The 26,909-nt window shown below is 36.7% G+C and carries 22 protein-coding genes, 1 tRNA gene and 1 pseudogene; 18 read left to right on the top strand and 6 right to left on the bottom strand.

The window, feature by feature from the left end:
* Window positions 1-33 precede the first annotated feature (33 nt).
* From DN392_RS13605 to DN392_RS13590, 4 genes are all read left to right on the top strand, one after another.
* Window positions 34-282: a DUF1294 domain-containing protein gene (locus tag DN392_RS13605; RefSeq protein ID WP_000871327.1), complete on the top strand. Its 249-nt coding sequence runs from the start codon at window positions 34-36 to the stop codon at window positions 280-282.
* A gap of 91 nt (window positions 283-373) precedes the next feature.
* On the top strand, window positions 374-1,315 hold the full coding sequence (gene rarD, locus DN392_RS13600; protein WP_000535553.1) for an EamA family transporter RarD: 942 nt from the start codon (window positions 374-376) through the stop codon (window positions 1,313-1,315).
* A gap of 78 nt (window positions 1,316-1,393) precedes the next feature.
* Window positions 1,394-1,819, top strand: a complete 426-nt coding sequence (locus DN392_RS13595; RefSeq protein ID WP_000447816.1) for a divergent PAP2 family protein — start codon at window positions 1,394-1,396, stop codon at window positions 1,817-1,819.
* A 99-nt stretch (window positions 1,820-1,918) separates the two neighbouring features.
* Window positions 1,919-3,772, top strand: coding sequence for a terpene cyclase/mutase family protein (locus DN392_RS13590; RefSeq protein ID WP_000928141.1), 1,854 nt, complete (start codon window positions 1,919-1,921; stop codon window positions 3,770-3,772).
* A gap of 73 nt (window positions 3,773-3,845) precedes the next feature.
* Here DN392_RS13590 and DN392_RS13585 read toward each other — a convergent pair whose 3' ends face one another.
* Window positions 3,846-3,995, bottom strand: coding sequence for a YfhD family protein (locus DN392_RS13585; RefSeq protein ID WP_001035806.1), 150 nt, complete (start codon window positions 3,993-3,995; stop codon window positions 3,846-3,848).
* 133 nt (window positions 3,996-4,128) lie between these two features.
* Here DN392_RS13585 and fabG point away from each other — a divergent pair, with 133 nt between their 5' ends.
* A complete protein-coding gene (fabG, locus tag DN392_RS13580; protein ID WP_000395032.1) occupies window positions 4,129-4,869 on the top strand; it encodes a 3-oxoacyl-ACP reductase FabG in 741 nt (246 codons plus the stop codon).
* A 51-nt stretch (window positions 4,870-4,920) separates the two neighbouring features.
* Here the strand turns inward: fabG and dhaS are convergent, their stop codons facing one another.
* Window positions 4,921-6,405, bottom strand: a complete 1,485-nt coding sequence (dhaS, locus tag DN392_RS13575) for an aldehyde dehydrogenase DhaS (RefSeq protein ID WP_000080285.1) — start codon at window positions 6,403-6,405, stop codon at window positions 4,921-4,923.
* A 272-nt stretch (window positions 6,406-6,677) separates the two neighbouring features.
* On the opposite strand from dhaS, the gene DN392_RS13570 reads away from it, so the two are divergent.
* The 6 genes from DN392_RS13570 to DN392_RS13545 all read left to right on the top strand — a co-directional run bounded on the left by DN392_RS13570 (window position 6,678) and on the right by DN392_RS13545 (window position 13,187).
* Complete coding sequence (locus DN392_RS13570; RefSeq protein ID WP_000800717.1) at window positions 6,678-6,956, top strand: YhdT family protein; 279 nt, start codon at window positions 6,678-6,680, stop codon at window positions 6,954-6,956.
* A gap of 3 nt (window positions 6,957-6,959) precedes the next feature.
* Window positions 6,960-8,399 carry a sodium/pantothenate symporter gene (panF, locus tag DN392_RS13565; protein ID WP_001104813.1) on the top strand — a complete coding sequence of 480 codons (1,440 nt, stop codon included), beginning with the start codon at window positions 6,960-6,962 and terminating at the stop codon, window positions 8,397-8,399.
* 119 nt (window positions 8,400-8,518) lie between these two features.
* Complete coding sequence (locus DN392_RS13560) at window positions 8,519-9,451, top strand: nucleoside hydrolase (protein WP_000756435.1); 933 nt, start codon at window positions 8,519-8,521, stop codon at window positions 9,449-9,451.
* A gap of 117 nt (window positions 9,452-9,568) precedes the next feature.
* Entirely contained in the window at window positions 9,569-10,678 is a 1,110-nt protein-coding gene (locus DN392_RS13555; RefSeq protein WP_064057557.1) for a serine hydrolase, read from the top strand.
* A gap of 82 nt (window positions 10,679-10,760) precedes the next feature.
* A complete protein-coding gene (gene argH, locus DN392_RS13550) occupies window positions 10,761-12,287 on the top strand; it encodes an argininosuccinate lyase (RefSeq protein ID WP_074650939.1) in 1,527 nt (508 codons plus the stop codon).
* 60 nt (window positions 12,288-12,347) lie between these two features.
* The gene (locus DN392_RS13545) at window positions 12,348-13,187 is read left to right on the top strand and encodes a GNAT family N-acetyltransferase (protein ID WP_002107915.1); all 840 of its coding nucleotides are present in this window, start codon (window positions 12,348-12,350) and stop codon (window positions 13,185-13,187) included.
* A 35-nt stretch (window positions 13,188-13,222) separates the two neighbouring features.
* Here DN392_RS13545 and DN392_RS13540 read toward each other — a convergent pair whose 3' ends face one another.
* The gene (locus tag DN392_RS13540; protein ID WP_149238060.1) at window positions 13,223-13,972 is read right to left on the bottom strand and encodes a (S)-benzoin forming benzil reductase; all 750 of its coding nucleotides are present in this window, start codon (window positions 13,970-13,972) and stop codon (window positions 13,223-13,225) included.
* A 116-nt stretch (window positions 13,973-14,088) separates the two neighbouring features.
* On the opposite strand from DN392_RS13540, the gene DN392_RS13535 reads away from it, so the two are divergent.
* On the top strand, window positions 14,089-21,561 hold the full coding sequence (locus DN392_RS13535) for a DUF7507 domain-containing protein (RefSeq protein WP_071743447.1): 7,473 nt from the start codon (window positions 14,089-14,091) through the stop codon (window positions 21,559-21,561).
* A 188-nt stretch (window positions 21,562-21,749) separates the two neighbouring features.
* Here the strand turns inward: DN392_RS13535 and DN392_RS30805 are convergent, their stop codons facing one another.
* A complete protein-coding gene (locus DN392_RS30805) occupies window positions 21,750-21,878 on the bottom strand; it encodes a hypothetical protein (protein ID WP_000789922.1) in 129 nt (42 codons plus the stop codon).
* A gap of 429 nt (window positions 21,879-22,307) precedes the next feature.
* Between DN392_RS30805 and DN392_RS30800 the strand changes: the two are divergent.
* Both DN392_RS30800 and DN392_RS13525 read left to right on the top strand, forming a co-directional pair.
* A pseudogene (locus tag DN392_RS30800) lies at window positions 22,308-22,487 on the top strand (M4 family metallopeptidase); the annotation flags it as partial.
* 28 nt (window positions 22,488-22,515) lie between these two features.
* Window positions 22,516-22,589: transfer RNA gene (locus DN392_RS13525), tRNA-Ile, on the top strand.
* Between the two features lie 74 nt (window positions 22,590-22,663).
* Here DN392_RS13525 and DN392_RS13520 read toward each other — a convergent pair.
* Together DN392_RS13520 and DN392_RS13515 are read right to left on the bottom strand one after the other, a co-directional pair.
* Window positions 22,664-23,092, bottom strand: coding sequence for an ImmA/IrrE family metallo-endopeptidase (locus DN392_RS13520; protein ID WP_000673783.1), 429 nt, complete (start codon window positions 23,090-23,092; stop codon window positions 22,664-22,666).
* Between the two features lie 22 nt (window positions 23,093-23,114).
* Complete coding sequence (locus DN392_RS13515) at window positions 23,115-23,543, bottom strand: helix-turn-helix domain-containing protein (protein ID WP_000580595.1); 429 nt, start codon at window positions 23,541-23,543, stop codon at window positions 23,115-23,117.
* A gap of 137 nt (window positions 23,544-23,680) precedes the next feature.
* Here DN392_RS13515 and DN392_RS13510 point away from each other — a divergent pair, with 137 nt between their 5' ends.
* The 4 genes from DN392_RS13510 to DN392_RS13495 all read left to right on the top strand — a co-directional run bounded on the left by DN392_RS13510 (window position 23,681) and on the right by DN392_RS13495 (window position 26,647).
* Window positions 23,681-23,917, top strand: coding sequence for a helix-turn-helix transcriptional regulator (locus tag DN392_RS13510; protein ID WP_000527105.1), 237 nt, complete (start codon window positions 23,681-23,683; stop codon window positions 23,915-23,917).
* Between the two features lie 86 nt (window positions 23,918-24,003).
* Window positions 24,004-24,906, top strand: a complete 903-nt coding sequence (locus DN392_RS13505) for a DnaD domain-containing protein (protein ID WP_000510884.1) — start codon at window positions 24,004-24,006, stop codon at window positions 24,904-24,906.
* 100 nt (window positions 24,907-25,006) lie between these two features.
* Window positions 25,007-25,393 (top strand): hypothetical protein, encoded by a 387-nt coding sequence (locus tag DN392_RS13500; RefSeq protein WP_000460741.1) that lies wholly within the window; start codon window positions 25,007-25,009, stop codon window positions 25,391-25,393.
* Window positions 25,394-25,630: 237 nt separating this feature from the next.
* Window positions 25,631-26,647: a lysozyme family protein gene (locus DN392_RS13495; RefSeq protein WP_048565923.1), complete on the top strand. Its 1,017-nt coding sequence runs from the start codon at window positions 25,631-25,633 to the stop codon at window positions 26,645-26,647.
* Window positions 26,648-26,909 lie beyond the last annotated feature (262 nt).

Below are 26,909 nucleotides of genomic sequence, written 5' to 3'. Positions count from 1 at the left end.
CATTAAGCGAATTTTTCATAGGGAGAGAAAGCGATGAAATGGATTTATTTTATTATTATTAACGTTATAGCTTTTAGCCTTATGGGGCTTGATAAACGAAAAGCGAAGAAGAAACAGTGGAGAACGCCAGAAAGTACGTTGTTTTTATCAGCGGCAGCTGGAGGCGCAGTTGGTGCTTGGATCGGTATGTATATGTTTCACCATAAAACACATAAAAAGAAATTTGTTTTCGGTATACCATTACTTGTCGTTATAACAGTATGTTTACTTTTTGTTGTATGAGAAATGTCGAAAGAATTGCAGATTGATTATTGGTAAAGTGAGCATGCGGGACCGTATAATGGAGAAAAATGAGAAGAGGAGAAAAGGGAAGATGGGGAGTCAATCAGCACAGCAAAAAAAAGGGATTATATATGCAGCTGGTGCTTATACGATGTGGGGAATCCTACCAATCTATTGGAAATGGGTTGAGGAAGTTCCAGCAGATGAAATATTAGCACACCGCATCGTTTGGGCGTTTGTTTTTATGTTACTTGTATTAGGTGTTACGAAGAGGTTTCGTCAGTTTATTGGGGAGTTCGTGAACCTTTTTAAACGACCTAAATTATTAATGTCATTAACAATAGCTTCAGTCTTGATTAGCGGAAACTGGTTTGTCTACATATGGGCCGTTAATCATAATCATGTTATTGAAGCAAGTCTTGGATATTATATTAATCCGCTTATTAGTATTTTACTTGGTACAGTCGTTTTAAAGGAAAAGTTAAACTTTTGGCAATATGTTGCAGTTGGTTTAGCTGGAATAGGGGTTATCATTTTAACAGTCCGTTTCGGATCTATTCCGTGGGTTTCTTTATCACTTGCCTTTTCGTTTGGATTATACGGATTAACGAAAAAATTGTTAAACTATGATGCGACAATTGGTCTTACGATGGAAACAATGTTAGTGACGCCGTTTGCAATTATTTATCTCGTTATGACAGGAGCGCATGGATTCGGTTCATTTGGATCTATTTCCATGTCATCGACGTTACTATTAATAGGAGCAGGCATTGTTACAGCTTTACCACTTTTTTATTTTGCAAAAGGAGCACAACTTATTCCGCTTTATATGGTAGGATTTTTACAATATATTGCACCAACGATTAGTTTGATTTTAGGTGTATTCGTATTTGGTGAACATTTCACATCTACTCATATGATGGCATTTTTCTGTATATGGGTTGCATTATTTGTGTTTTCAATAGCGAAAACAAAGTTTTTAGTGCAGAAGCAACCGAAATTTATAAAAAATAAATCAGCAAAAGTATCATAATGCGTAGTATTTTCTACGCATTTTTCTTTATACTGATACTATATAGATTTCCATTATAGTCAGTAGGGAGCTGAGAACGTGGAAACAATTTTACATAATGATCCGCTTATGGCCGCTGTAATTTCATGGTTTCTAGCACAATTAACGAAAGTAGTCTTTAAATTATTCAAAACGGGTGAATTTGATTTTGCAAAGTTTTTCGCTTCAGGTGGGATGCCGAGTTCTCATGCTTCAACTGTTACAGCACTTGCGACAGGTGTTGGCGTTGTGGAAGGTGTGGAAAGTACCTTATTTGCTATTGCTGCTATCTTTGCAATAATTGTTATGTATGATGCTTCAGGAGTAAGACTTGCAGTTAGTAAACAAGCGAAAATATTGAATGAGTTCTTTCACGGTAGACAAACAGAATATAAGAAGTTAAATGAACTTGTCGGGCATACACCGTATGAAGTAGTAGTCGGTGCTTTAGTAGGGATTATTGTCGGAGTGGGATATTGCTTATGAGCAGAACATTTTATATGTTCTGTTTTTCTTTGTTTTCATACATATTTAGCTACCTTTTTGAATATCGTTATACGGATTTCGAAAGGGTGGGTGAGTAACTTGTTATTATATGAAAAAGTGCATGAAGAAATAGCGAGAAGAACAACTGCACTTCAAACGATGCAACGGCAAGATGGTACGTGGCAGTTTTGTTTTGAAGGAGCACCATTAACAGATTGCCATATGATTTTTTTATTAAAATTATTAGGTAGAGATAAAGAGATAGAACCGTTTGTAAAAAGATTAGCATCACTTCAAACAAATGAAGGAACATGGAAATTGTATGAAGATGAAGTGGGTGGCAATTTATCTGCTACAATTCAATCTTATGCGGCCTTACTAGCTTCAAAAAAATATACAAAAGAAGATGCGAATATGAGGCGAGCCGAAATGTTTATTAAGGAACGTGGAGGCGTGGCGCGTGCTCATTTTATGACGAAGTTTTTATTAGCAATTCATGGAGAATATGAATACCCTTCGCTCTTTCATTTGCCAACACCGATTATGTTTCTGCAAAATGATTCACCCCTCAGTATATTTGAATTGAGTAGCTCAGCACGTATCCATTTAATTCCGATGATGGTTTGTTTAAATAAAAGATTTCGAGTAGGAAAAAAGTTACTGCCAAATTTAAATCATATCGCAGGCGGGGGCGGGGAATGGTTTCGGGAGGAACGGTCTCCGTTGTTTCAAACGTTATTAAGTGATGTAAAACAAATCATATCGTATCCACTTTCTTTACACCATAAAGGATATGAGGAAGTCGAACGTTTTATGAAAGAGCGTATTGATGAAAATGGAACGTTATATAGTTACGCAACTGCCTCATTTTATATGATTTATGCTTTACTCGCGTTAGGACATTCTCTTCAATCATCAATGATTCAAAAAGCTATAGCAGGGATAACATCTTATATATGGAAGATGGAAAGAGGGAATCATTTGCAAAACTCTCCTTCAACTGTATGGGATACGGCTTTACTCAGCTATACGTTACAAGAGGCCCACGCTTCGAAAGATAATAAGATGATTCAACATGCAGCAGCGTATGTATTAAAAAAACAGCATACAAAAAAAGCTGATTGGAGCGTACATGCTCCGGCGCTGACTCCAGGCGGTTGGGGTTTTTCAGATGTGAATACGACAATTCCAGATGTCGATGATACAACAGCCGTGCTAAGAGCGTTGGCAAGAAGTAGAGGGAACGAAAATGTAGATAATGCTTGGAAGAAAGGGGTCAATTGGGTTAAAGGATTACAAAATAATGATGGTGGTTGGGGAGCGTTTGAAAAAGGTGTGACGAGTAATTTATTAGCAAATTTACCAATCGAAAATGCAAGCGATATGATTACAGATCCCTCTACACCAGATATTACAGGAAGAGTGTTAGAGCTTTTCGGGACATACGCGCAAAATGAATTGCCTGAGAAACAAAAACAAAGTGCGATAAATTGGTTAATGAATGTGCAAGAGGAAAATGGATCATGGTATGGGAAATGGGGGATTTGTTATATATATGGTACGTGGGCTGTTATGACGGGTTTACGGTCACTCGGAATTCCATCTAGCAATCCATCAATGAAAAGAGCAGCTTTATGGTTAGAACATATACAGCATGAAGATGGTGGGTGGGGGGAATCGTGCCAAAGTAGCGTGGAAAAAAGGTTCGTTACTTTACCATTTAGTACACCATCCCAAACAGCATGGGCGTTAGATGCTCTCATTTCTTACCATGATGAAGAAACACCAGCTATTCGAAAAGGTATTTCATATTTGCTTGCGAATCCTTATGTGAATGAAAAATATCCTACCGGAACAGGTTTGCCAGGTGGGTTTTATATTCGTTATCATAGCTATGCCTATATATATCCGCTACTTACTTTGGCACATTATATAAAAAAATATAGAAAATAAACCGAGAGGATATCTCTCGGTTTATTTTGTTGGGTAGTAGGTCCCTGTTGAAAAGAATAAGGTTGTGCGTTCTTTATTTTTCTGTTGACTGGCGTTTTTGACGTGCATCAGCGGCATTTGCACGTGCGTTTGCTTCTAAGTCATTGTGGTCAGCGAGTTCACGAGAGAACTCAACATCAATGCCATCAGCAGCTTTGTTTTGCTTGAAATTTTTTTTGTTCATTCGACACAATCTCCTTGTGTTTTATGCGACGTTGCAAAGTTAGTTTGACACAAATAGACTTTTTTATACAAAGAGGAATTGGGAAGCAAAGAGCCGAAATATACAGTATAAGTAATAGAAATGGGGGATAGGGATGGAGTTTTTAAATGGGAAAACAGCTGTAGTAACAGGAGCTGCACAGGGAATTGGAAAAGAGATTGCAAGGGTTTATGCAAAACTAGGGGCTAAAGTATTAATTAGCGATGTAAATGAAGAGAAGCTACAAAAAACGACACGTGAATTATCAGATGAAGGATATGAAGTGAAGCAGTATCGTTGTGATGTGAGTAATCAAAATGATGCGAAGTCCTTAATTGAATACGCTGTCCAAACATTTGGTACACTGCACATTTTAGTAAATAATGCAGGAATAACGCGAGATGCTATGTTACATAAAATGGAGAAACCAGAATGGGAACAAGTACTGCAAGTAAATTTAACAGGTGTTTTTTATTGTATGCAGCCAGCGCTTCTTTACATGAGACAACAAGGGTATGGACGCATTATTAATATATCTTCAATTAGTAGAGAAGGAAACATAGGTCAAGCGAATTATGCTGCTACAAAGGCAGGAGTTGTAGGTTTAACGAAAACAGCGGCGAAAGAAGTTGGAAGCTTCGGCATTACGTGCAATGCGATTTGTCCAGGGTTTATGGATACAGATATGACAAAAACGATACCAGATAAAGTGAAAGAAAAGATGGTTGGCGCGATTCCAGTTGGTAGAATTGGAACGCCAGAAGATATTGCGAACGCAGCTGCCTTTTTAGCGTCAGAATACGCATCCTATATTACAGGAGAAGTATTGAATGTGAGCGGAGGACTACAAGTTTAAAGGAATACATAATGAAAAGAACCTGACCGGATAGGCCAGGTTCTTTTTTCGTTAATTTAAGTTGAGCCAAACGCTCTTCACTTCTGTATAGTTATTTAATGCGTAAGATCCCATTTCACGGCCAAGACCAGATTGTTTAAAACCTCCGAATGGAGATGCTGCATCAAAGACGTTATAACAGTTTACCCATACAGTACCAGCACGTACTTTACTTGCAACATAGTGTGCTGTTTTAACATTTTCTGTCCACACACCAGCCGCTAAGCCGAACTGTGATTTATTTGCACGTTCAATTACTTCATCAATATCGTTAAAAGGTATTGCAGAAATAACTGGACCGAAAATTTCTTCTTTTGCGATCGTCATTTCGTCATTTACGTCGGCGAATACTGTAGGAGAAACGAAGTAGCCTTGATCGAATGGATTGCTTCCTCCGCAAAGTACTTCAGCGCCTTCTTCAATCCCTTTTTCAATGTAGCCCATTACACGTTTTTGTTGTTCTTCGGAAACGAGAGGACCGATTGTTGTTTCAGGGTTAAGACCGACACCTTGATTTAGTTTTTTAGAATAGAGGACGAGATCAGCCATGACATTATCATACATTTTCTTCGGAACAAATAAGCGTGATCCAGCAGAGCATACTTGTCCTTGGTTAAACATAACACCAGAAAGTGCACCAGGAATCGCGCGAGATAAATCAGCATCTGGCAAGATGATATTTGGTGATTTACCGCCTAACTCAAGTGTAACGCGTTTTAATGATTCAGATGCTTGTCGCATAATTTGTTTACCGACTGGAGTAGAACCAGTAAATGCAATTTTATCAACGAGTGGATGATTAACGAGAGCTTGTCCAGCTGATTCACCGAATCCAGGAACGATATTAATAACACCTTTCGGGAATCCAGCTTCTTCAATTAATTCAGCTAAGTATAGAGCAGATAGTGGAGTTTGCTCTGCAGGTTTTAAAACGATTGTACATCCTGTAGCAAGCGCTGCTCCCATTTTCCACATTGCCATAAGAAGTGGGAAGTTCCAAGGAATAATTTGACCGACGACACCAACAGCCTCATGGCGTGTATAGTTAAAGTAATTACCAGAAACAGGGATTGTTTGACCAACGATTTTCGTAGCCCAGCCAGCATAATAGCGCATATGTTCAATTGCAAGTGGTATGTCTGCTGCCATTGTTTCACGGATTGGCTTTCCGTTATCTAATGTTTCGAGCTGTGCAAGCTCTTCTTTATGTTCTTCCATTAAATCAGCTAACTTGTACATAAGACGGCTTCGCTCAGCAGTGCTCATGCGAGACCAAGGACCTTCGTCGAAAGCCATGCGAGCTGCAACGACAGCTTTATGAATATCTTCTCGACCAGCCTCAGAAACGACGGCAAGTGTTTCGCCGGTTGCTGGGTTAGGTGTTTTAAATGTTTTTCCGGAAGCGCTCTCAATGAAGGATCCATTCACATATAACTTTTTTGTACCTTGAAGAAACTTTTCTACCTTTTCATGAAGATTTACAGCTAGTTGACTCATTGTATAACCCCCTTGAAAATATAATGTAAACGCAGTACGAGACGGCGTTTATTCCGAAATCAAGGATGTGGGAACTAGATGGAAAGCCTCTAATTTTAATCATAATTAACAAATACTGAAAATTCAAATTTCATTTGTGTTACAATTGTAAAAAATATGTAATGTAAGAGAAACTTCTATATGATTATAAAAAATCCTGCTTGTTTTTGCTTTCTAGTAGGAAAAACTAGAAGAACAATGGTACAATAATACATCGTGAGAGGAGGGAGAAAATGAAGAATTATCATGATGATCCACGCTTTCGAATTGCCCATAGAGAAGCGTTAATTGGTCTTGGACTTGCTATTATCAATTTTATAATATGGTACGGATTTGCTTATGGGCTTGGTAGTGAAAATCCAAGTGAATATACATATGTATTCGGTTTTCCAGCATGGTTTTTTTATAGCTGTATCGTTGGATTTATCGTTATGGTTATTTTACTTAGTTTAGTTGTTCGTTTTGTATTTCAAGATATTTCACTCGATGAGGAAGAAAAAAGTGAGGAATAATAGATGAATTGGTATGTAATCATTCCAATGATAATTTCGTTTATCGTTGTATTTTTAATTGGTGTATATGCTTCAAGACGCGTACAAGCGACTGCTCATAATAAATTTTTACAAGAATATTTTCTTGGTGGGCGTGAACTTGGCGGTTTATTATTAGCGATGACAATGATTGCTACGTATGGTAGTGCTAGTAGCTTTATTGGTGGTCCAGGTATTGCGTACAATATGGGCCTCGGATGGGTATTATTATCTGCGATTCAAGTTGTAACAGGGTATATAGTTTTAACGGTTATCGGTAAAAAGTTTGCAATTATCGCTAGGAAGATGGAAGCCATTACTCTTATCGATTATTTAAAGGGAAGATACAATAATAAAGCAGTTGTTATACTTTCTGCGTTATGTATTATTATCTTCTTATTTTCAGCAACAGTAGCTCAATGGGTCGGCGGTGGCCGATTAATTGAATCACTAACGGGTCTATCTTATACAACAGCACTATTTTTATTTACTTTTTCTGTACTTGTGTACGTATTAATTGGTGGATTTCGTGCAGTTGCTTTATCAGATACGTTATTAGGAATTATTATGTTAGTTGGAACGACAATCATTTTAATTGCTACTGTCATTGCTGGTGGTGGAATTGAAAAGATTATGCAGGAACTTATTCAAATCAATCCGAATTTAATTACACCATTCGGAGCGGATGGTAGTTTAACGAAATCATATGTGACATCATTTTGGATTTTAATTGGAATTGGTGTTGTTGGTTTACCGCAAATTAGCGTGCGTGCCATGTCTTATAAAAATTCAAAAGCTATGCATCAAGCATTAATAATTGGAACGGTTGTTGTAGGTACAATTATGATTGGTATGCATTTAACAGGTGTATTTGCACGAGTCGTACTTCCGGGTATAACGGTACCAGATAAAGTAATGCCGCTACTCGCGATGGAAGTGTTACCACCTTGGTTAGCCGGAGTTTTTTTAGCCGCGCCAATGGCAGCAATTATGTCTACAGTAAACTCGTTATTGTTACTTGTAAGTTCATCAATTATTAAAGATATATACGTAAATTACATAAATAAAGATGCAGCAGACAGTACGATCAGAAAAGGAAGTTTGTGGATTACTGGTATCGTAGGGCTACTCGTTTATGCAGCAGCAATTAAGCCACCAGATTTTTTAATATGGTTAAATTTATTTTCTTTCGGTGGGTTAGAAGCAGCATTCATTTGGCCAATCGTATTAGGGTTATATTGGAGAAAAGGAAATGCAACAGGAGCGCTTGCCTCTATTTTAGTTGGGGTAGGGTCATATATGTGTATTCATCTTTTCTATCCAAATCCGTTCGGTATACATACAGTTGTCTTCCCAATTTGTTTTGCGTTTATAGCTTATATCATTGGAAGTATGGGTGCTGTGAAGAAAAACAGTATAGGTTAGAGGAAGAACGTAGTCCTTATAGAGGACTACGTTTTTTTGTGTGAATTTATTCTTTTTTATTCTGTATATGTAAGGTTATTCATAAATTAATAACAATTGAGGGGATGGAGTTGAGGTCGATGAAAAAAGTATTATTTTTGGGAGACCCAGGAATTGATGACTCTTTAGCCATCATGTACGGAATTATGCATCCTGATATTGATATTGTTGGTGTTGTAACCGGATATGGAAATGTAACACAAGAAAAGGCGACAAGTAATGCAGCATATTTGCTACAAATGGCAGGGCGGGAAGATATACCTGTTATTAATGGTGCGAAAATTCCTTTATCCGGAGATGTTACAACGTATTATCCAGAAATTCATGGGGCAGACGGTTTAGGACCAATTAAACCTCCAAAAGCTTTTTCGCCAAATATAAAACCTTTTTGTGCTTTTTTTGATATTCTTGAAAAGTATAAAGGAGAATTAATCATTGTTGATGCTGGTAGGTCAACGACACTAGCGACAGCATTTATTTTAGAAAAGCCGATGATGAAGTATGTGAAAGAATATTATATAATGGGTGGTGCTTTTTTAATGCCCGGCAATGTGACACCAGTCGCAGAGGCGAATTTCCATGGTGATCCGATTGCGTCCCAATTAGTTATGCAAAATGCCAAGAATGTGACATTAGTGCCACTTAACGTTACATCTGAAGCAATTATTACGCCAGAAATGGTGAAATATATTACGAAACACTCTAAAACGAGTTTTAATAAATTAATTGAACCGATATTTACGTATTATTATAAAGCGTATAAAAAGTTAAATCCGAAAATAACAGGTAGCCCAGTACATGACGTTGTTACAATGATGGTTGCGGCGAATCCGTCTATTTTGGATTATGTGTACCGTCGTGTTGATGTGGATACAGTAGGGATTGCAAAGGGAGAAAGTATTGCGGATTTCCGTCCACAACCTGATGCAAAATCCTTAAAGAATTGGGTGCGAATTGGTTGGTCATTACATTATAAAAAATTTCTCGAAGACTTCGTGAAAATTATGACGTAGACATAATAGGAGAATACAAGTTAAAATAATGGAGATGATTACTAAAATAATCATCTCCATTATTTTGTTTGAAAGAGATAGATAGAGAAGAGTTATACAATAGGAGAGGAATTTTACTTGAAAAAAACTATAGTATGCGCAGTGATTGTGGGTATTTTCGTTTTGCTAATATCGGGTAATTTTTTAGTGAAAAAAGTGTGGAGTTCAAATAATGATGATGCACAGTATATCGCATCCTTTATTGAAGAACATAAAGATGAAAAAAATAGTGCGCTTCTCGTGAAGAGAAATGATAAAGTTGTTTATTCTGTAAATCCAAATGTTGTATTGCCAGTTGCTAGTACGATGAAGTTAATTGTGGCGCTTGAATATACGAAACAAGTTACGGAAGGGAAAATTGATCCGTCTAGTTTCGTTTCCATTAATGATATAAATCGTTATTATGTGCCGAATACAGATGGAGGTGCACAAGATAGATGGCAAAGGTATTTGCAAAAGACAGACAAGATAACAGAAGGGGCAGTTTCTTTAGAAGAAGTGGCAAAAGGAATGGTTAAGTTTAGTTCGAATGCGAATGCTGAATATTTGATGGAAGTGTTAGGATTAGATAATATTAATCGTAATTTACGAAGTTTATCGCTTCCAGCACATCAGCCGCTATTTCCGATTGTTTCATCTTTATACATCCCTGGATATTTGCATAAAGAACTACATGTTCCGAAATATAAAATAGAGAAAAAGTTAAAAGAAATGTCTCAAGAGCAATATCGTGAATATGCGATGATTATTCATGAACGCTTAAAAAAGAAGGGGCCATTATTACAGAAGGAAATACCTCTTTATTTAGAGGAACGTTACGATAAAATTTGGTCAGATCGATTACCAGCAGCTTCTGCAAACGATTATATGGTACTGCTTCAAAAGGCAAATCATAAAGGTGGACTGACAGAAGCCGAAGAAAAAGTGTGGGCGAATATCGTTGAAACAGATATGAGTGCTAAGAAATATCGTAAAACATTTAGACATGCAGGGCAAAAAAATGGCTATACGCCATGGACTGTTACAAAAGCAGTTTATGCGATGGATAAACGCGGGAACTGTACAGAAATAGTGTTCTTAGCAAATGATTTAAATGAAGACGACAGTGCAGAAATACGGAAACATTTAGCAAACTTACATTTTCAAGTGTTGCAAAGTGATAAGTATGATGCGACTTTTATTAAGTAACTCGGTGCAGAGAGCACCGAGTTTATTTTTATGTACAAGCACTTTTTTCCTATCTCTGGGTATGATGGGTAGTAATACTTAGGTGAGAGGGGAAAAGGTGATGAAACAAAGTAAAGAAGATTTTATAAAGAGTGAAGGCGCTGATTTCCCTGGGAAAACATATGTGGATTGCGTATTACAACATGTATTTCATTTTCAGCGAAATTACTTATTGAAAGATATGTTTCAAGTGCATAAAGCGCATATTGTGATGCTAACAGAAGAAAGTCTAATGAAAAAGGAAGAAGCTAAAGTTATATTAAACGCTCTTAAAAAGGTAGAGGGAATTCCAAAAGATCAATTGCTATATACAAAGCAGCATGAAGATCTCTTTTTTCTAGTTGAACATTTAATTTCTCAAGAAGCGAAATGCGATTTTGTAAGTAATATGCATATTGGTAGAAGTAGAAATGATATGGGGGTAACGATGTATCGTATGAGTTTAAGGCGATATGTACTACGATTAATGGAGCATCATTTGTTATTGCAAGAAAGTATACTACAACTTGCTGCTGATCATAAGGAAACGATTATGCCAGCTTATACACATACACAACCAGCGCAGCCCACAACATTTGGTCATTATACGTTAGCGATTTATGATACGATGCAGAGAGATTTAGAACGAATGAAACGAACGTACAAACTTTTAAATCAGTCTCCAATGGGAGCCGCCGCTCTTTCTACCACAAGTTTCCCAATTAAACGAGAGCGAGTTGCCGATTTACTTGGGTTTACAAATGTAATTGAGAACTCATATGATGCTGTTGCTGGAGCGGATTATTTATTAGAAGTTAGCTCGTTACTTATGGTAATTATGACGAATACGAGTAGATGGATTCATGACTTTTTACTATTAGCGACGAAAGAATATGATGGTATTACTGTTGCAAAGCCATATGTACAAATAAGTAGTATTATGCCGCAAAAGCGAAATCCAGTTTCCATTGAACACGCCCGTGCGATTACGAGTAGTGCTTTAGGAGAAGCATTTACAGTATTTCAAATGATTCATAATACACCATTTGGTGATATTGTCGATACGGAAGATGATTTGCAGCCGTATTTATATAAAGGAATTGAAAAGACCATTCGTGTTTTTTGTATTATGAATGCAGTTATTCGAACAATGAAAGTAGAAGAAGAAACGTTAAAAAGTCGTTCTTATAAACATGCAATTACGATAACTGATTTCGCAGATGTTTTAACAAAAAACTATAGCATTCCATTTCGGCATGCGCATCATGCAGCGAGTGTTATTGCGAATATGTCATTGGAGCAGAAAAAGGAGCTACATGAATTACATTTCAAAGATGTAAATATATACTTACAAGAAAAATTTAAAGTACATTTGTTAGAAAAAGAGTGGGAAGAAATTGTATCGCCAGAAGCTTTTATTCAAAAAAGGAATGTATACGGTGGACCGAGTAAAAAAGAAATGGAGCGTATGATTAAAAATCGAAAAGAGTCATTTCAAAAAGAAGAAGAGGTATTTGAAAAAGAAAAACAGAGAATTTTACAAGCTGAAACTGATTTGAATATGTTCACTTCGAATTATATTGAATCGTAAAAGAAGGATTTAATGAATTAATCGCCAATACTTAATTAAAATATAGATGGAGAGAAGAGATTGTCGATGATTCAATTACACGTATATAAAGAGATTCTTCATTTTAAAGAAGATGTTACACCATTTTTAGAAAAGAATGAGCAGGAAAATAATTTAATGTTAGGTATATTACAAGTAGCTCAAGAACCGACGTTTATGGGCGTAGCGAAACGAGGAGAAGAAATTGCAATTGTATTTCTTCAAACAGAAGAGAAGATACAAATGATTGTTGCAACTTCTGAAATTCCGGAAGTAGATATAGTGAAACTTGCAAAAGAGTTATCGAAAGTATATCCAGACATTCCTGGATTGATCGGTAATAAGGAAACTGTACAGAGATTAGCGGAAGAGATTGCCGTGTTAGAAAATAAGAAAACGAATGTTGTAATGGAACAGGGTGTGTATGCATTACAACAAGTTAAGAAGAAGTGGACCGAGGATGGGGCTTTTCGAGAAATAGGTAGTGATGAGCTACCATTAATAGAACAGTGGATTTATCAATTTTGCGAAGATGTAAGGCTTCCTACTACGAAAGAAGAAGCGAAACAAACCGCTCATACATTAATTACGAACCGTCGGCTATTTGGTTTAGATGTAGATGGGAAGCTTGTTTCTGTAGCTGCAAAAACGAGACCGACTACAAACAATATAACAGTTAATTTCGTATATACACCGAAAGAAGCGCGGAAAAAAGGGTACGCATCTAGTTGTGTCGCTGCACTTAGTCAACGTATGTTAGATGAAGGATATAAGACGACTACGTTATATACTGATCTAGCGAACCCTACGTCTAATAAAATTTATCAAGAAATTGGTTATGAACAAATTGCGGAGTCTGTGCTCATATTTTTAGAGAAGTAGAATAAAAAGGCGTGCTATTTTAGCACGCCTTTTTATTATTCATCAATTCTAATAAACTCGCCTTGCGGGAAGTTCTCAGTTTCTAGTAAGCTACGAATAGCTTTTGCCACATATTCAGGTGATAATAGCTTTCCTTCTTCTTTTAGTGTGATGAATCGTTCTAAATTAGTGAAGTCTTCTTTATTTGTTTCACGAATTTGTGCTTGCATATTTGTATCCACAACACCAGGTGCAAAAGCGACGATTTTTACTGGATATTCTTTTTCCTCTTCTTCAGTCGCTACGCATTGTGTAAACATATTTACACCAGCTTTCGTTGTACAATAAGCGCCCCATCCAAAGTAAGGATTTTTTCCTGCACCAGATGAAATGTTAATAACACGTTTATCTACTTTCCAGCCTATCGTATGTTTCATGAATGTAGATGTAAGAATCATAGGGGCAAGTAAATTAATGTGAACGTTCGTAATGAATTGTTCGCTTTCTGCTTTTTCAATCGGCTTCATAGGTGCAACTGTACCCGCATTATTAATTAAATGAATAGAAGATACATTGTCTTCTTTAATGGATGAAATGATTTCGTTAAAGTTAATTTCTAAATGATGTACATCTTGAAGATCTAAGGAATGGAAAATGCAATTGCTGTTATATTGCTCTGCAAGTTTAGTAAGCTCTTTATTTTCTCTTCTAGAAATAGAGATGATGGTTGTGTTTTCCTCTAATAATTGCGCGGCGATTGCCTCACCTAAACCTTGTGAAGTTCCTGTTACGATAACATAGCGCATAGTTTTATAAACTCCTTTCGTATGTGCGGAATTTTGTTGGACAACGTACATTGTATAGTTTGTCTACATTTTATAGTATAGAGCACTTTTTACTATAATTGAAATGAGATGATTGTGTGCCTTTTATGAATCGCTTTACGACAACAGTAACTGGTGCCGTCACGTTCACTGGGAATACGTTGGGACTTAGTCCTACATCGCCTGCGCCAGGTAATATTTTTGGTACACTTGCTGTATTTACGACAGTAAATACAGCGCTGCAAGTACCAGGATTCCCAGCAGGGACAACAGATGACTGGCAATTGAATTCTTCAAGTGCAATTTTAAACCTTCCGGCAGGGAGTAGTATTTTGTATGCAGAGTTGGTTTGGGCTGGTACTTTTCGGACTGATACGGAAGATGTTTTACCATTTTTAAATGATAATATTACATTTACAACACCAGCAGGAACGTTTTCAGTTACGCCAGACCCTGCTACCGCGCAGCAAGGTTCAGTAGGAAACCAGTTTTATTATGCTCGCTCTGCTAATGTAACGAATCTTGTAAGTGCAGGTGGGGCAGGAACTTATACGACAGGGGCCGTACCGGCTACAAGAACTTCAGCTGATCCAACAATTAGTCGTTCAGCTGGCTGGACGCTTGAGGTTGTGTATCAAAATGCAAGTTTACCGCTTCGAAATTTGTCAGTATATGCAGGTCAAGAAATTATCGATGCTTCATCACCACCAGTTGATGCTACTATTTCTGGATTTGCTACTCCGGCAACAGGAGCTGTAACAGGAAGGGTACTTGTAACTGCCCAAGAAGGTGATTCTAACATTTCTGGAGATCAGCTTCGCTTTGGGCCGAATGCGAATACTACAGTTGCGTTATTCGGACCAAGAAATCCCGCGAATAATTTCTTTCAGTCACAAATTTGTAATGACAGTGGAAATTTAGATACGAGCGGTACATTTGGAGATTTGAATCAGCCGTTAGGGGTAGCTTTGGCTGTCCGAAGACAAGGGTGGGATATTACGAATGTAGATGCCTCTTCATCTTTAATAAACAATCAAACGTCAGCAACGGTTCGCTTCGTTACAAATGGAGATGGATACGCTGCAGCTGGTTTTGGTGTTCAAATTGATGCAACGGGGCCAATTATTAATCCTGTTAAATCGGTCAATAGAACAGTCGCAGGGGTAGGGGATACTCTCACCTATACGATTACGGTCCCGAATACAGGAACAGGAAGCGCAGAAAACGTTGTATTACGTGATAGTATTCCGAGCGGAACGACGTTTGTTGCAGGTAGTGTAACGGTAGGGGGAGTAACGCAGCCGAATGCAAACCCTGCTAATGGAATTAATTTAGGTACAATCCCAAATAACACGCAAAGAATTGTTACATTTCAAGTTCGAATAACATCATTCCCGAATCCAAATCCTATTTCAAATCGTGCAATGGTGTCATATCAATTCCGTCCTTTCGTCGGTAGTCCACCTATTACAAGTACCTCTTCTTCCAATACAGTACAAACGACAGTGAATCAAGCAACTATAAGTATGCAAAAATCTGTAGATTTACAGACGGCAACGCTTAATGATGTATTAACGTACACGGTTAATGTGACGAATAATGGAAACGTTACCGCAAATAATGTTATTTTTGTTGATAGTATTCCTGCAGGAACAACATTTGTAGCAAACAGCGTTACGGTAAATGGAGTAGGACGTCCAGGAGCAAATCCAGCAAGTAGTATTAATCTAGGAAGTATTAATGCTTCGCAAACGACGGTAGTGCGCTTTCAAGTTCGAGTAACATCTAATCCTCTTGTCAATCCAATTCCGAACCGTGCGAGTGCAACATTTACCTTTACTCCAGTACCTGGTCAACAACCAGTTTCCGGGCAAGCGACAAGTAATACTGTATTTACTACTATTAATATAGCTGACATAAGAACAAGAAAAACAGTAGATAGAGCTTTTGCGACAGTAAATGACATTCTTACGTACACTGTAACAATTGAAAATACAGGAAATGTACTTGCAACGAACGTTATTTTTCAAGATCCAATCCCAATTGGAACGACTTTTATCGCAAATAGTGTGACTGTGGATGGGGCTTCACAGCCTGGAGCAAATCCAGCGACTGGGTTTACAGTAGCAAATATTTCTCCAGGTGGAAGTAGGACGGTTACATTTCAAGTCCGGGTGACATCTACGCCATCAGGAGGTACGATTGCGAATCGCGGAAATGTATCTGCTAATTTCGTCGTTAAACCGAATCAACCACCAGTAACGATTAATAGGCAAACGAATACAGTTGTGACACAAGTGAATACAGGTGGTTTAAATGTAATAAAAGAAGTGAATACAACGCAAGCAGCAGTCGGTGACACTTTAACGTACACGATTGCCGTTCAAAATACAGGAAACGTTCCGTTAACAAATGTATTTTTCCAAGACACTATTTCTTCCGCTGTTTCTTTCGTTGCAAATTCTGTAACAATTAATGGAGTACCGCAAAGTGGACTGAATCCGAATACAGGATTTACTCTTCCAAATATTCCTGCGGCTCAAACAGTTGTAGTGACATTTGACGTATTAATTGTACAGGATCCAGAAAATGAAGATATTTTAAATCAAGCAAATGTAACAGCAAGTTTTCAAGTGAATCCGAGCGAACCGCCAGTAACAATCAATGTTCCGAGTAATATTGTGAATACAACTGTACAATCAGGGAGCTTTGAAGTTGTGAAAGCAGTGAATACGGATGTTGCAACTGTAGGGGATGTTTTAGTATATACAATCGAAATCATAAATGCAGGTAGTGTACCAGCTACAAATGTATTTTTCCAAGATTCAATTCCACAAGGGACATTATTTATTGAAAATAGTGTAGTTGTTAATGGTGTTTTACTAGAAGGGGCAGATCCAGAACTTGGATTCCAATTAAATAATTTGCCTACTGGCGCGAGTGTAATTGTTACGTTTGAAGTATTAATTGATGAAATTCCCCAAGGAAATAATGTCGTAAATAATGCGAATGTAACTGGTGATTTCCTTGTAAATCCAACAGAGCCACCGATTACTGTAACAGTACCAAGTAATACTGTTATGACAGTCGTGAATTCTTCAGGATTAAATGTAATGAAAAGTGTAAGTGCTACTGAAGCAGGAGTAGGAGATACGTTAACGTATACAGTTCGTATACAGAATAGTGGAACAGTAGCAGCAACAAATGTATCATTCCTTGATCCGATTCCTACTGGAACAACGTTTGTAGCAAATAGTGTAACGATAAATGGAGCGCCACAACCAGGTTTAAACCCAACAACTGGATTTCCACTTGCTAATATTCCAGTAGGAGGGATGGTAACAGTTACTTTTCAAGTGACAATCACGAGTGTACCACCAAATAGAGTTCTTCCGAATAATGCGAATGTAACTGCGGATTTCCAAGTAAGTCCTCTCCAGCCGCCAATTACAATCGTAACGATTAGTAATATTGTTGTGACGCGAGTGAATGTAGGATCACTTAATGTAATGAAGAGTGTAAATACACCACAAGCAGGAGTAGGAGATACGTTAACGTATACGATTCTTATTCAAAATACAGGAACTGTTCCTGCAACGAATATTATTTTTCAAGATCCAATTCCGTCTGGTACTGCGTTTGTAGCAAATAGTGTGACGATAAATGGAGTTGTTCAACAAGGCGCGAATCCTATGGCAGGTTTCCCAGTACCTAATATTCCAGTTGGGCAAACTGCTACAATTACGTTTCAAGTTACAGTGACGAGCGTGCCGAGTGGTGGGAATATAAGAAATCAATCGAATGTAACTGCAAGTTTTCTTATAAATCCGGCTGGTCCTCCTATAACGACTGTTACGAATAGTAACTTTGTAGTGACGCAAGTAAATACAGCTCGGTTAAATATACAAAAATCTTCATCTGTACAACAAGCAGCACTTGGAGAAACTTACACGTATTCTATTGTCATTCGAAATAACGGCACAGTAACAGCAACGAATGTCTCTTTTATTGATCCAATTGCTTTAGAAACAATATTTGTAGTAAATAGTGTAACGATAAATGGAGCGCCACAACCTGGATTTGACCCAAATATTGGTTTCCCGCTTCCTAATATTGCAGCTGGAACATCATTGACAGTAACGTTCCAAGTTACGGTAGTTGCACCGTCTACACGTGGGGCAGTATTAAATACAGCATCTGTTACAGCCACTTTCTTATTAAATCCTTTACAACCACCTGTAACAACAACGAACTCAAGTAATACAACGGTAGTTACAATCCCGTTACCTCCTCCTGGTGAAGTAACAGCAACAAAAACAGTTGATGTTGCAACTGGGGCTGTTGGGGATGTATTAACGTATACTGTGCTAATAACGAATGTAGGGATTATCCCTGTTACAGATGTGTTCTTCCAAGATGTCATTCCAGAAGGAACAACATTTGTAGCAAATAGTGTAACGATAGGTGGAGTGCAGCAACTTGGTTTAAATCCAGAAATAGGATTTACAGTTACTCCATTATTAATTGCTGGTGGAAATATTGAGGTAACGTTCCAAGTGACGATTACAGAAATTCCAGATAATGAAGTCATATTAAATGATGCAGACGTTACGTTTACTTCACAACCAAATCCTCAGGAACCACCGATTACGGAAACGATATTAACGAATTTAGTCGTTACGACAATTAATATAGCTTCGATTTTCCCATTAAAACTAGTAGATAAAGAAGTAGCCACTGTAGGAGAAATATTAACGTATGATGTATTGATTTTTAACTTTGGAACAGTGGCAGCGACGAATGTTGAATTTATCGATACTACTTCCACTGGTGTAGCATTTGTACCAGGAAGTGTGAGCATAAACGGGGTACCGGCACCAGGATTAGATCCTTTCATAGGTTTTACAGTTCCAGATATACCTGTAGATGATTTTGTACTTGTCACATATCAGGAAGTGGTTACAAGCATACCAGAAGGTGGAACGATTGTTAACTTTGTAGACGTTACAGCTACATTTGCTGTAAGTGGAACAGAACCACCTATTACAGAGACGACGACAAGTAACACGACATTAACAGAAATAAATGAACCTGGTCTGAATGTATTAAAATCAGTAAGTCAGCCGATTGTTGCAGTAGGCGATATAATCACATATACAACAGTAGTTCAAAATACAGGGACAGTGGTAGCGACGAATGTTCAATATAGTGATGTATTACCGTCCTCGATCACATTTGTCCCAGATAGTGTAACGATAGATAGTGTGTTACAACCTGGATTCAATCCTAATAATGGATTCCCGCTTCCAGATATAACTCCAGGTGAAAGTGTAGAAGTTACGTTCCAAGTAACAGTTGTCAGTGTTCCATCAAACGGAACAATTGCTAATACTGCAAATATTACGGGAAGCTTTATATTAGTACCAGGAGAACCACCAGTTGTAGTAAACCAACCGAGCAATACAACACTTACAACTGTAAATAGAGGACGATTTAATGTTATTAAACAAGTAAATAGGGCTGCTACTCTCGTTGGAGATGTATTAACGTATACAGTTCAAATAACGAATACAGGAACAGTAACAGCTAATGATGTTCAGTTTATTGATACAATTTCAGCAGGAGCGTCATTTGTACCAAGTAGTGTAACGATAAATGGAGCCCCGCAACCAAACTTAAATCCGATTACTGGCTTTGGAGTTGGAGATATACCAGTTGGAGAAACAGTTATCGTGACGTTTCAAGCGACAGTTACAAACATCCCGTCATCAGGAACCATTACGAACGTTGCAAATATAACGGGAAACTTTACTTTAGTACCAGGAGAGCCACCAGTTGTAGTAACAGAGCCGAGTAATACGACAATAACAAGGGTAAATAGAGGACGATTTAATGTTATAAAAACCGTAAATAAAGAAGCAACACGATTAGGGGATACGTTAACTTATAGTGTGCAAGTTACAAATACGGGAACGGTAACAGCGACGAATGTTCAGTTTATCGATGTTCCGTCACCTAGTTTAGAATTCGTTCCTGGAAGTGTGCAAATAAATGGAATTCCGCAAGTAGGTTTAGATCCATTTGTAGGCTTTTCATTACCAGATCTTGCAGTAGGGGATAGCTTATTAATTACATTTGAAGTAAATGTAATCGCGGTTCCACCTTCTAGTAGCATTATGAATACAGCGAGAGTAACTGGTGATTTCGAATTGATTCCAGGAGAACCACCGTTTACAATTACGAACTCAAGTAATACGACAGTCACACCAGTAAATAGAGGCAGTTTAGATATGCTGAAAGAAGTAGATCATCCGATTGTTGGAGTAGGAGAAACGGTAACGTATACTGTTCGTATATTAAATACAGGTACTGCTGATGCGATGAATGTTCAATTTATAGACGTGTTATCTCAGGAAGCTGAATTTGTTCCAAATAGTGTAACGATAAATGGAGTTCCGCAGCCAGGGTTAAATCCACAGGCTGGATTTACGATACCAGACATCCCAGTCGGTGAGACGGCACTTGTAACATATGAAGCTACAATTACAAGTTTTCCAGATGGTGGTACAGTAGTGAACGTTGCTGGGGCGTTAGCAGAGTATATTTTAGTACCAGGAGAGCCGCCGGTTACAGTAATGGACACGAGTAATACTGTTATTGTAACAGTAAATACTGCAATTTTATTTGTTGCAAAAGGAGCGGATTTTGAAGTAGCGATGGTAGGAGATGTTGTCACTTACGGAATTGCTGTTATAAATGATAGTACAGTTCCTGTGACGAATATTGTTTTAACGGATATCATTGATCCGAATACGTTATTTATAAATGGCACGGTAACGGTAAATGATGTACCTCTTCCGTTTGCCAATCCGAATACTGGTATTCCGTTAGGGGATTTTCAGCCAAATGATGCGGCAATTATTAATTTCCAAGTTGTAATAACAGGCGGGCAAATAAATAACTTAGTTACAAATACAGCTACGGCGAGTGGGCTTGCAATTGTGAATCCAAATGAACCGCCTGTAGTAGTTGAAGGCGATAGCAATACAGTTGTTATCCCGTTTATTCCTCAAAATGTTTCAACGACAGTCGTAAAAACGGCAGACCATCAAACAGCAACAATAGGAGATGTTATTACGTTTACGACAGTTATTACAAATACGGGTGATACTGTAATACAAAATATTCGTTTTCAAGATATGTTAGATAGTAGTGTTCAATTTGTCCTTGGAAGTGTAACGGTTGATAATACGCCAGTGCCAAATGTAAACCCAATATCAGGATTTCTTATAGGAAGTTTAAATCCAGGTGAAGCACGCACAGTCTCGTTCCAAGTAGTAGTTCAGAGCGCGCCAAGTGGTTCAGGAAATTATATAAATCAAGCGAGTATTCGCTTCGAACACCAAGTAGGTACAGTGTTACCGCCTGTTACACAAATAATAGAAAGTAATATTGTGGTCATACCGTTCGTCCCAACGATCGAACAAATTTGTGAAACAAACTTTAATTGCTTAGATAGAATTCCATTTCAATGTTCTCCGTGTAATCATTTGCACGAACATAAAAAATAAAACAAAAAAGAGCATTTTGTGAAGTGCCCCCTAAAAGTTAGACACGGTTATTTCATTAGGCAGCTTGATAAAAGTGAGTCCGGTATGTACCGGGCTCATTTTTAATTTTGCCTTAATCCGTAGTGCTTTTTCTATATCATTTAAAGCAATGGATCTATTGTTAAAAAAAGTCAAATGATTTTTAAAATTTAAAAATATTTTAATTTTTTAATAAATGAACCTAAATCATAACCTGTTTTTATTATAGCTATAGCTGAAATCACAATTAATGGATATTTAATATATGGATTGTTGAGGAGTTCCATTATGTTTTTCATGTTGTAAACCTCCTTGGTATTATTTATATCATTATATTTATAATATAGAATATAATGATTAACAGTCAATATAATGTAAAGAAAGATACTTAATTGAAGGAGAACTAAACAAAATAATAGATAAAAAAACCTTTATTTTTATCATTTCTTCTACAAGTAATTAAGAGTCAGTATAGCATATAGAAACAGATCTTAGGAAAGAAGCTATTAGGCAATTGAAATAAGCCTCTACTTTTACCGTATTTAGTTTAAGAATTAGTTTGTCCAATTCTTTTGAAACATAACTATAATAATTTAATTTCAATATCATAAGCAACTCAATTATTATATAGAAATACAAATTCAATGACTTGAGTTCAATGTTTTGTTACGCTATAAATAGCTTGATTTGTTTTTAACTTAAACATATTAAGAGTACTTAATAATTTTGATGAAGGTGTACTTACAAGTATTTCAGGAGATAGTGCTCAAGATTTACAGCAACAGGGAGACTTAAATCAGTCTAGTACTCTATCAAAAGAGGATGCAAAGAACCAGATTTTTAATCTATACGGGAAAGATCTTAAATTTGTTGAGGAACCTGAGATCAAAGAAGTAGTATATGTGAATACGTCCTATAAAGTAAAATTTATGCTCTGGATCTTTAGCTCAGCTGGTTAGAGCAAACGGCTTATAACCGTTCGGTCGTAGGTTCGAGTCCTACAAGGTCCACTTATAAAAACAAGGAGAAAGCACTCAAATGGGGGCTTTCTCCTTGTTTTAATAAATAAAATGTCTTTTTTTCTTTAGCAAGGTTTATAAAATTCTAAGAGTTCAACTGGAATATTATTTTTGTATGCTATACATGCTTTTGTATCACCAGGCTGAATGGTCTTTTGGTCAATTAACAAAAGCGCAGCAAACGTATTTGCTTCTATCTCTAATTTGTCAACGGAAAAGAATGTATTCTTACGCAGAAAAGGTGTATTTGCATGAGTATGTAGGACTGCATGTCCTAATTCATGAGCACAAACAGTTCTCTGCATAGATGGAGATAAATTAGTATTAATAACAATGAAACGATTTCTTTTTTCATATTTATAAAAACCATTTATTTCTTCATGTAAATCCCATGTTAGTACATGTATTTTTAAGTAATCTGCAAGCTCATAGGGGTTTGTCGTGTTGTATTTGTTGCTAAGTTGTTGGACTAGATCTCTAATGACGAATTTCAATGTATTCCCTCCTAAGCTCGCATCAGTTATCGTCTGGGTTACGATATTTCTTAGGCACGTATTTTTTATTGATTACTTTCGTTTGTTTTACAATATACTCCATTGCATCTAATAGTGATTCTACAGCTTCTTGACTCATAGGTTCACCAGAGAACATTAAGCCATCTTCTCCTTGAAGGTCTTTTTTTATTTCTTCCATTCTTTTTGCTATGTCTTTCTCATCTTTTGGCGTTAATTGCTTCTTAGTTTCGTCCGTAACAGCTCGTCCTAGTAAATAGTCAGCTGAAACTGAAAAACAATCCGCTAATTTAGTTAGAACATCATGTGGAGGGAATCTTTCTTCTGATTCGTAGTAGCCTATCATTCTTTGGGATACTCCAATTTTTTCAGCCAATTGTTTTTGTGTTAAATTTTCTTTTTTTCGTAAGGATTTTATTCTAACTCCTATCACATTGTTCACCTCTCTGATTGAACTAATTGTTCTCTTTTGAATTTATTTTAGCACAAATTGTTCTTTTTTGCATTGACACAGAACAATTAGTTCTGTAATCTATATTTAGAACTAATTGTTCTTTCGGAAGTGGGATAATGGGAAATAAAATGTACGATCCGCAAAAGAATTTATATAAAGAAATTGCACATTATTGTGGAGTGACTGAACGGTATATTCGAATGGTTGATCAAAAAGAAAGAACTCCATCAATGGGAACAGCTAAGAAGATTGCTAAGTATTTTGATATGAGTATAGATGCTCTTTTTTTTAGTAATAAATCGAACTTAAAGTTCTTTTTAATGTCGTGTTGGTTTGAAAGGAATAAAAAGTAGGTTTCATCATGGGGAAGTTATTGATAGTGAGTACAGAATCTCGAATGTAGGTATTTGATCTTGACAATAGTGGAGAGGTAGATATTATGGGGATTTTTAGAGTTAAAAAGGATAATAATTATTCCGTTATTAATAATACGGGTTTACAAGATAAAAGGCTTTCTTGGAAGGCGAAGGGGATATTAGCATACATACTTACACTTCCAGATGATTGGGTGTTTTATAGGGAAGAATTATCGCAGCACGCAAAAGATGGTATTAATAGCTTAAGAGCTGGAATGCAAGAATTAAAAGAGTACGGATATATTAAGAGATTTCCTATTAAAGATGTAAAAAACAAAATTGTTAGGTGGGAGACTATTATTTACGAAATCCCATTGGAGGATTTTCCACCAGTGGAAAACCCACCTGTTGATAATCCTGTTGCTGGGAACCTAACGGTGGAAAACCGCAAGCTACTAAATACTGATATACAAAGTACTAAAGAACTAAATACGGATATACCAAATACAAATTATCATCATGATAATCAAGATAAATCACTATCACAAAGATTGATGGATGAAGATTTTAAAATAGCTTATAGCTATTTGCTGAAAAACGGTATTTCGTTAAGTAAAATAGCTATCGCAGAGCTTGGTGAATTTTGTGGAGTATTGGGAAGTGAATTGGTTCTTGAAGCAGTAAATAGATCTCTTGATGAAAATGTACCGAAATGGAGATATGTACGTGGGATTCTCAAAAAGTGGGAAACAAAAAAAGTAAAAACACGAAATGACGTAGCTGTACTAGATGAACAGTTTGATCTTAGTAAAAATAAAAAACAATCTGGTTCAGGATACACAAAACGAAATGAAATGGTACCAGGATGGTTACATCAAAAGGAAGATGAAGACTCAGGAGAACAACATAGACATATTAATGAGGTAACGATTGAAGAAGAGCGTGAGAGGTTAAAAGCTTTATTAAGAAAATACAAATCACAATAAATATCCGTTTTTCCGATTAAATTGATTATTAAGGTTAGTTTATCTTTGGTTACATCAATAAAAGCAGAATTTAAATAAAGAAAAGTAGGGGGATTATTGTATGTTTGACTGGCTGAAAGATTATCAGAAACTAGAAGAAGAAATTACATATTTAGAATATAACTTAGACAAATCAAAAGCGGAATTAAAGCGCTGGACTAGTGGTGACTTGCAACATGTACGATTAACCGCTGAATCGGAAGGGGCTAAAGTAGAAGACCGGATTGAAGCTATTGGATATGAATTAGGACATAAGATGAATGAAGTGTTCAATTTAAAGATTTTAATTAATAAGTTTACAGGACTAGATCATCAAATACTCAAAATGAAGTATGTTGATGGAATGACCTTAGAACAAATAGCGTTTGACTTGCATTATAGTACAGGCTATATCCGACGAAAACACGCTGAAATAAGAAAGATTGTTAAGTTTTTAGATGGGTTTTAATGTTACCTTTTTGTAGGCTACATGCAGTGTACAGAAAGTATTGAAAAAGTGATTTATAGTAGTAATATAAGATTTCGACGAAAGAGCAACTATTTTATGGTTGCTCTTTTTGTTGTGAAAGAAGCTAAGTACTATGGAGTAATTCAATAGGTTAATAGGTATTTAGAAGTTAAAAGTACTTAGTAAAATAGTAGTGTTTGGTCCAAAAATAATAGGGAAATAAGGAGATGTTTAGTAATGGGTATGTTAGCTGCGTCAGTTAAGACAAAGAATTTGCCGCAACGGGTCCTCCGATGGCAGACAATGGTAGAAAATGAATGTAATGCACAAGGGGTACCTGAGTTAGTACCTTATGTATTAGGAATTATTATGGTGGAAAGTGATGGTAATGCTGAACAGACGCCCGATATTATGCAGTCAAGTGAATCTCAAGGGAGACCGATGAATTCAATTGACAATCCTAAGGAGTCAATTCATTACGGGGTAATGCACTTAATAGGAGCTTTTGCAGATGCAAAAAAATATGGTATTACAGATTTAAGTGCAATTGTTCAAGCATATAATTTTGGGCGTTTTTACATCCGTTGGTTAGCCTCTAACAATAAACAGCATTCACTGCAGGTGGCAGAACAGTATTCTAAAACTGTTGTTGCGCCATCTCTTGGAAATAGCACTGGCGCAATGATTCGATATAGTCATCCTATCGCTGTGGCATACAATGGTGGCTATAAATATAAAAATGGTGGAAATTTCTTCTATGCTGAAATTGTTAAACAGTATGTAGATTTTGTCGGAGGAGTTGATCCTACTGATGTAGATACGCGTAAAAACGTGACGCTACCTTCTGATTGGTTAACTAATAACTTAGGTTGGTTACAATGTATAGAACGACAATCTTGGGTGTATAAAGAACCAAATGAACTTGCGGAAGTAGTAGGAAAGATTCCTCTTGGCAGTGGGCATGTGTATTTAGAGACTGCATGGGATGGGAAAAGATTTTGGTTTAAAATTGCCAATGATAACTGGGTTCCTGAAACAGTAATGCGTATTGAAAAAGATGGTAGAAGTAAAGGTGTCATTTGGAATGAATGGGATGGGCTAGAATGTTACCATCACGCAAATTACAACAGTGGTATACGCGATCGAGTAGGTGTAGGTCAATGGGTAATTGAGTTTAGGGATAACAACTGGATTTACATTACAGATAAAGGGTGGGTAGAGTTTGACGAAAAAATCATTCGTTGGATTCGCTAAAAAAGATAGTGCTCTTATTGAAGTACTTCACAAAAGTCACCTGAGAAAACTAAAGTATATCTGGATGTGTTAAACATACATTATATTTTGAAAACAATACATGGTTAAAGGAAATCTTGATGTAAGGTAACGACGGAGAACTTTTTTCTATCAATCTTATGGTATGAAAAATTAGTATATAGGCCAAAAATATATAAATAGTAAATCAAGGTGCTTATGTAAGTACCTTTTTTATATGGTGTGAAAAATAGAAAGGAAGATT

This window comes from Bacillus sp. BB51/4 (genome assembly GCF_008368845.1).
Taxonomy (GTDB): Bacteria; Bacillota; Bacilli; order Bacillales; family Bacillaceae_G; genus Bacillus_A; species Bacillus_A wiedmannii.
The sequence above is the reverse complement of the archived record's forward strand: the minus strand, read 5'-3'. Positions and strand labels throughout refer to the sequence as shown.

What these genes read in the sequence shown, in the direction of transcription:
- DN392_RS13605 (WP_000871327.1), top strand. Translation starts at nt 34, where the DNA reads ATGAAATGGATTTATTTTATTATTATTAACGTTATAGCTTTTAGCCTT.
- rarD (WP_000535553.1), top strand. Translation starts at nt 374, where the DNA reads ATGGGGAGTCAATCAGCACAGCAAAAAAAAGGGATTATATATGCAGCT.
- DN392_RS13585 (WP_001035806.1), bottom strand. Translation starts at nt 3,995, where the DNA reads ATGAACAAAAAAAATTTCAAGCAAAACAAAGCTGCTGATGGCATTGAT.
- fabG (WP_000395032.1), top strand. Translation starts at nt 4,129, where the DNA reads ATGGAGTTTTTAAATGGGAAAACAGCTGTAGTAACAGGAGCTGCACAG.
- dhaS (WP_000080285.1), bottom strand. Translation starts at nt 6,405, where the DNA reads ATGAGTCAACTAGCTGTAAATCTTCATGAAAAGGTAGAAAAGTTTCTT.
- DN392_RS13570 (WP_000800717.1), top strand. Translation starts at nt 6,678, where the DNA reads ATGAAGAATTATCATGATGATCCACGCTTTCGAATTGCCCATAGAGAA.
- panF (WP_001104813.1), top strand. Translation starts at nt 6,960, where the DNA reads ATGAATTGGTATGTAATCATTCCAATGATAATTTCGTTTATCGTTGTA.
- DN392_RS13560 (WP_000756435.1), top strand. Translation starts at nt 8,519, where the DNA reads ATGAAAAAAGTATTATTTTTGGGAGACCCAGGAATTGATGACTCTTTA.
- DN392_RS13540 (WP_149238060.1), bottom strand. Translation starts at nt 13,972, where the DNA reads ATGCGCTATGTTATCGTAACAGGAACTTCACAAGGTTTAGGTGAGGCA.
- DN392_RS30805 (WP_000789922.1), bottom strand. Translation starts at nt 21,878, where the DNA reads ATGAAAAACATAATGGAACTCCTCAACAATCCATATATTAAATATCCA.
- DN392_RS13510 (WP_000527105.1), top strand. Translation starts at nt 23,681, where the DNA reads ATGGGAAATAAAATGTACGATCCGCAAAAGAATTTATATAAAGAAATT.
- DN392_RS13505 (WP_000510884.1), top strand. Translation starts at nt 24,004, where the DNA reads ATGGGGATTTTTAGAGTTAAAAAGGATAATAATTATTCCGTTATTAAT.
- DN392_RS13500 (WP_000460741.1), top strand. Translation starts at nt 25,007, where the DNA reads ATGTTTGACTGGCTGAAAGATTATCAGAAACTAGAAGAAGAAATTACA.
- DN392_RS13495 (WP_048565923.1), top strand. Translation starts at nt 25,631, where the DNA reads ATGGGTATGTTAGCTGCGTCAGTTAAGACAAAGAATTTGCCGCAACGG.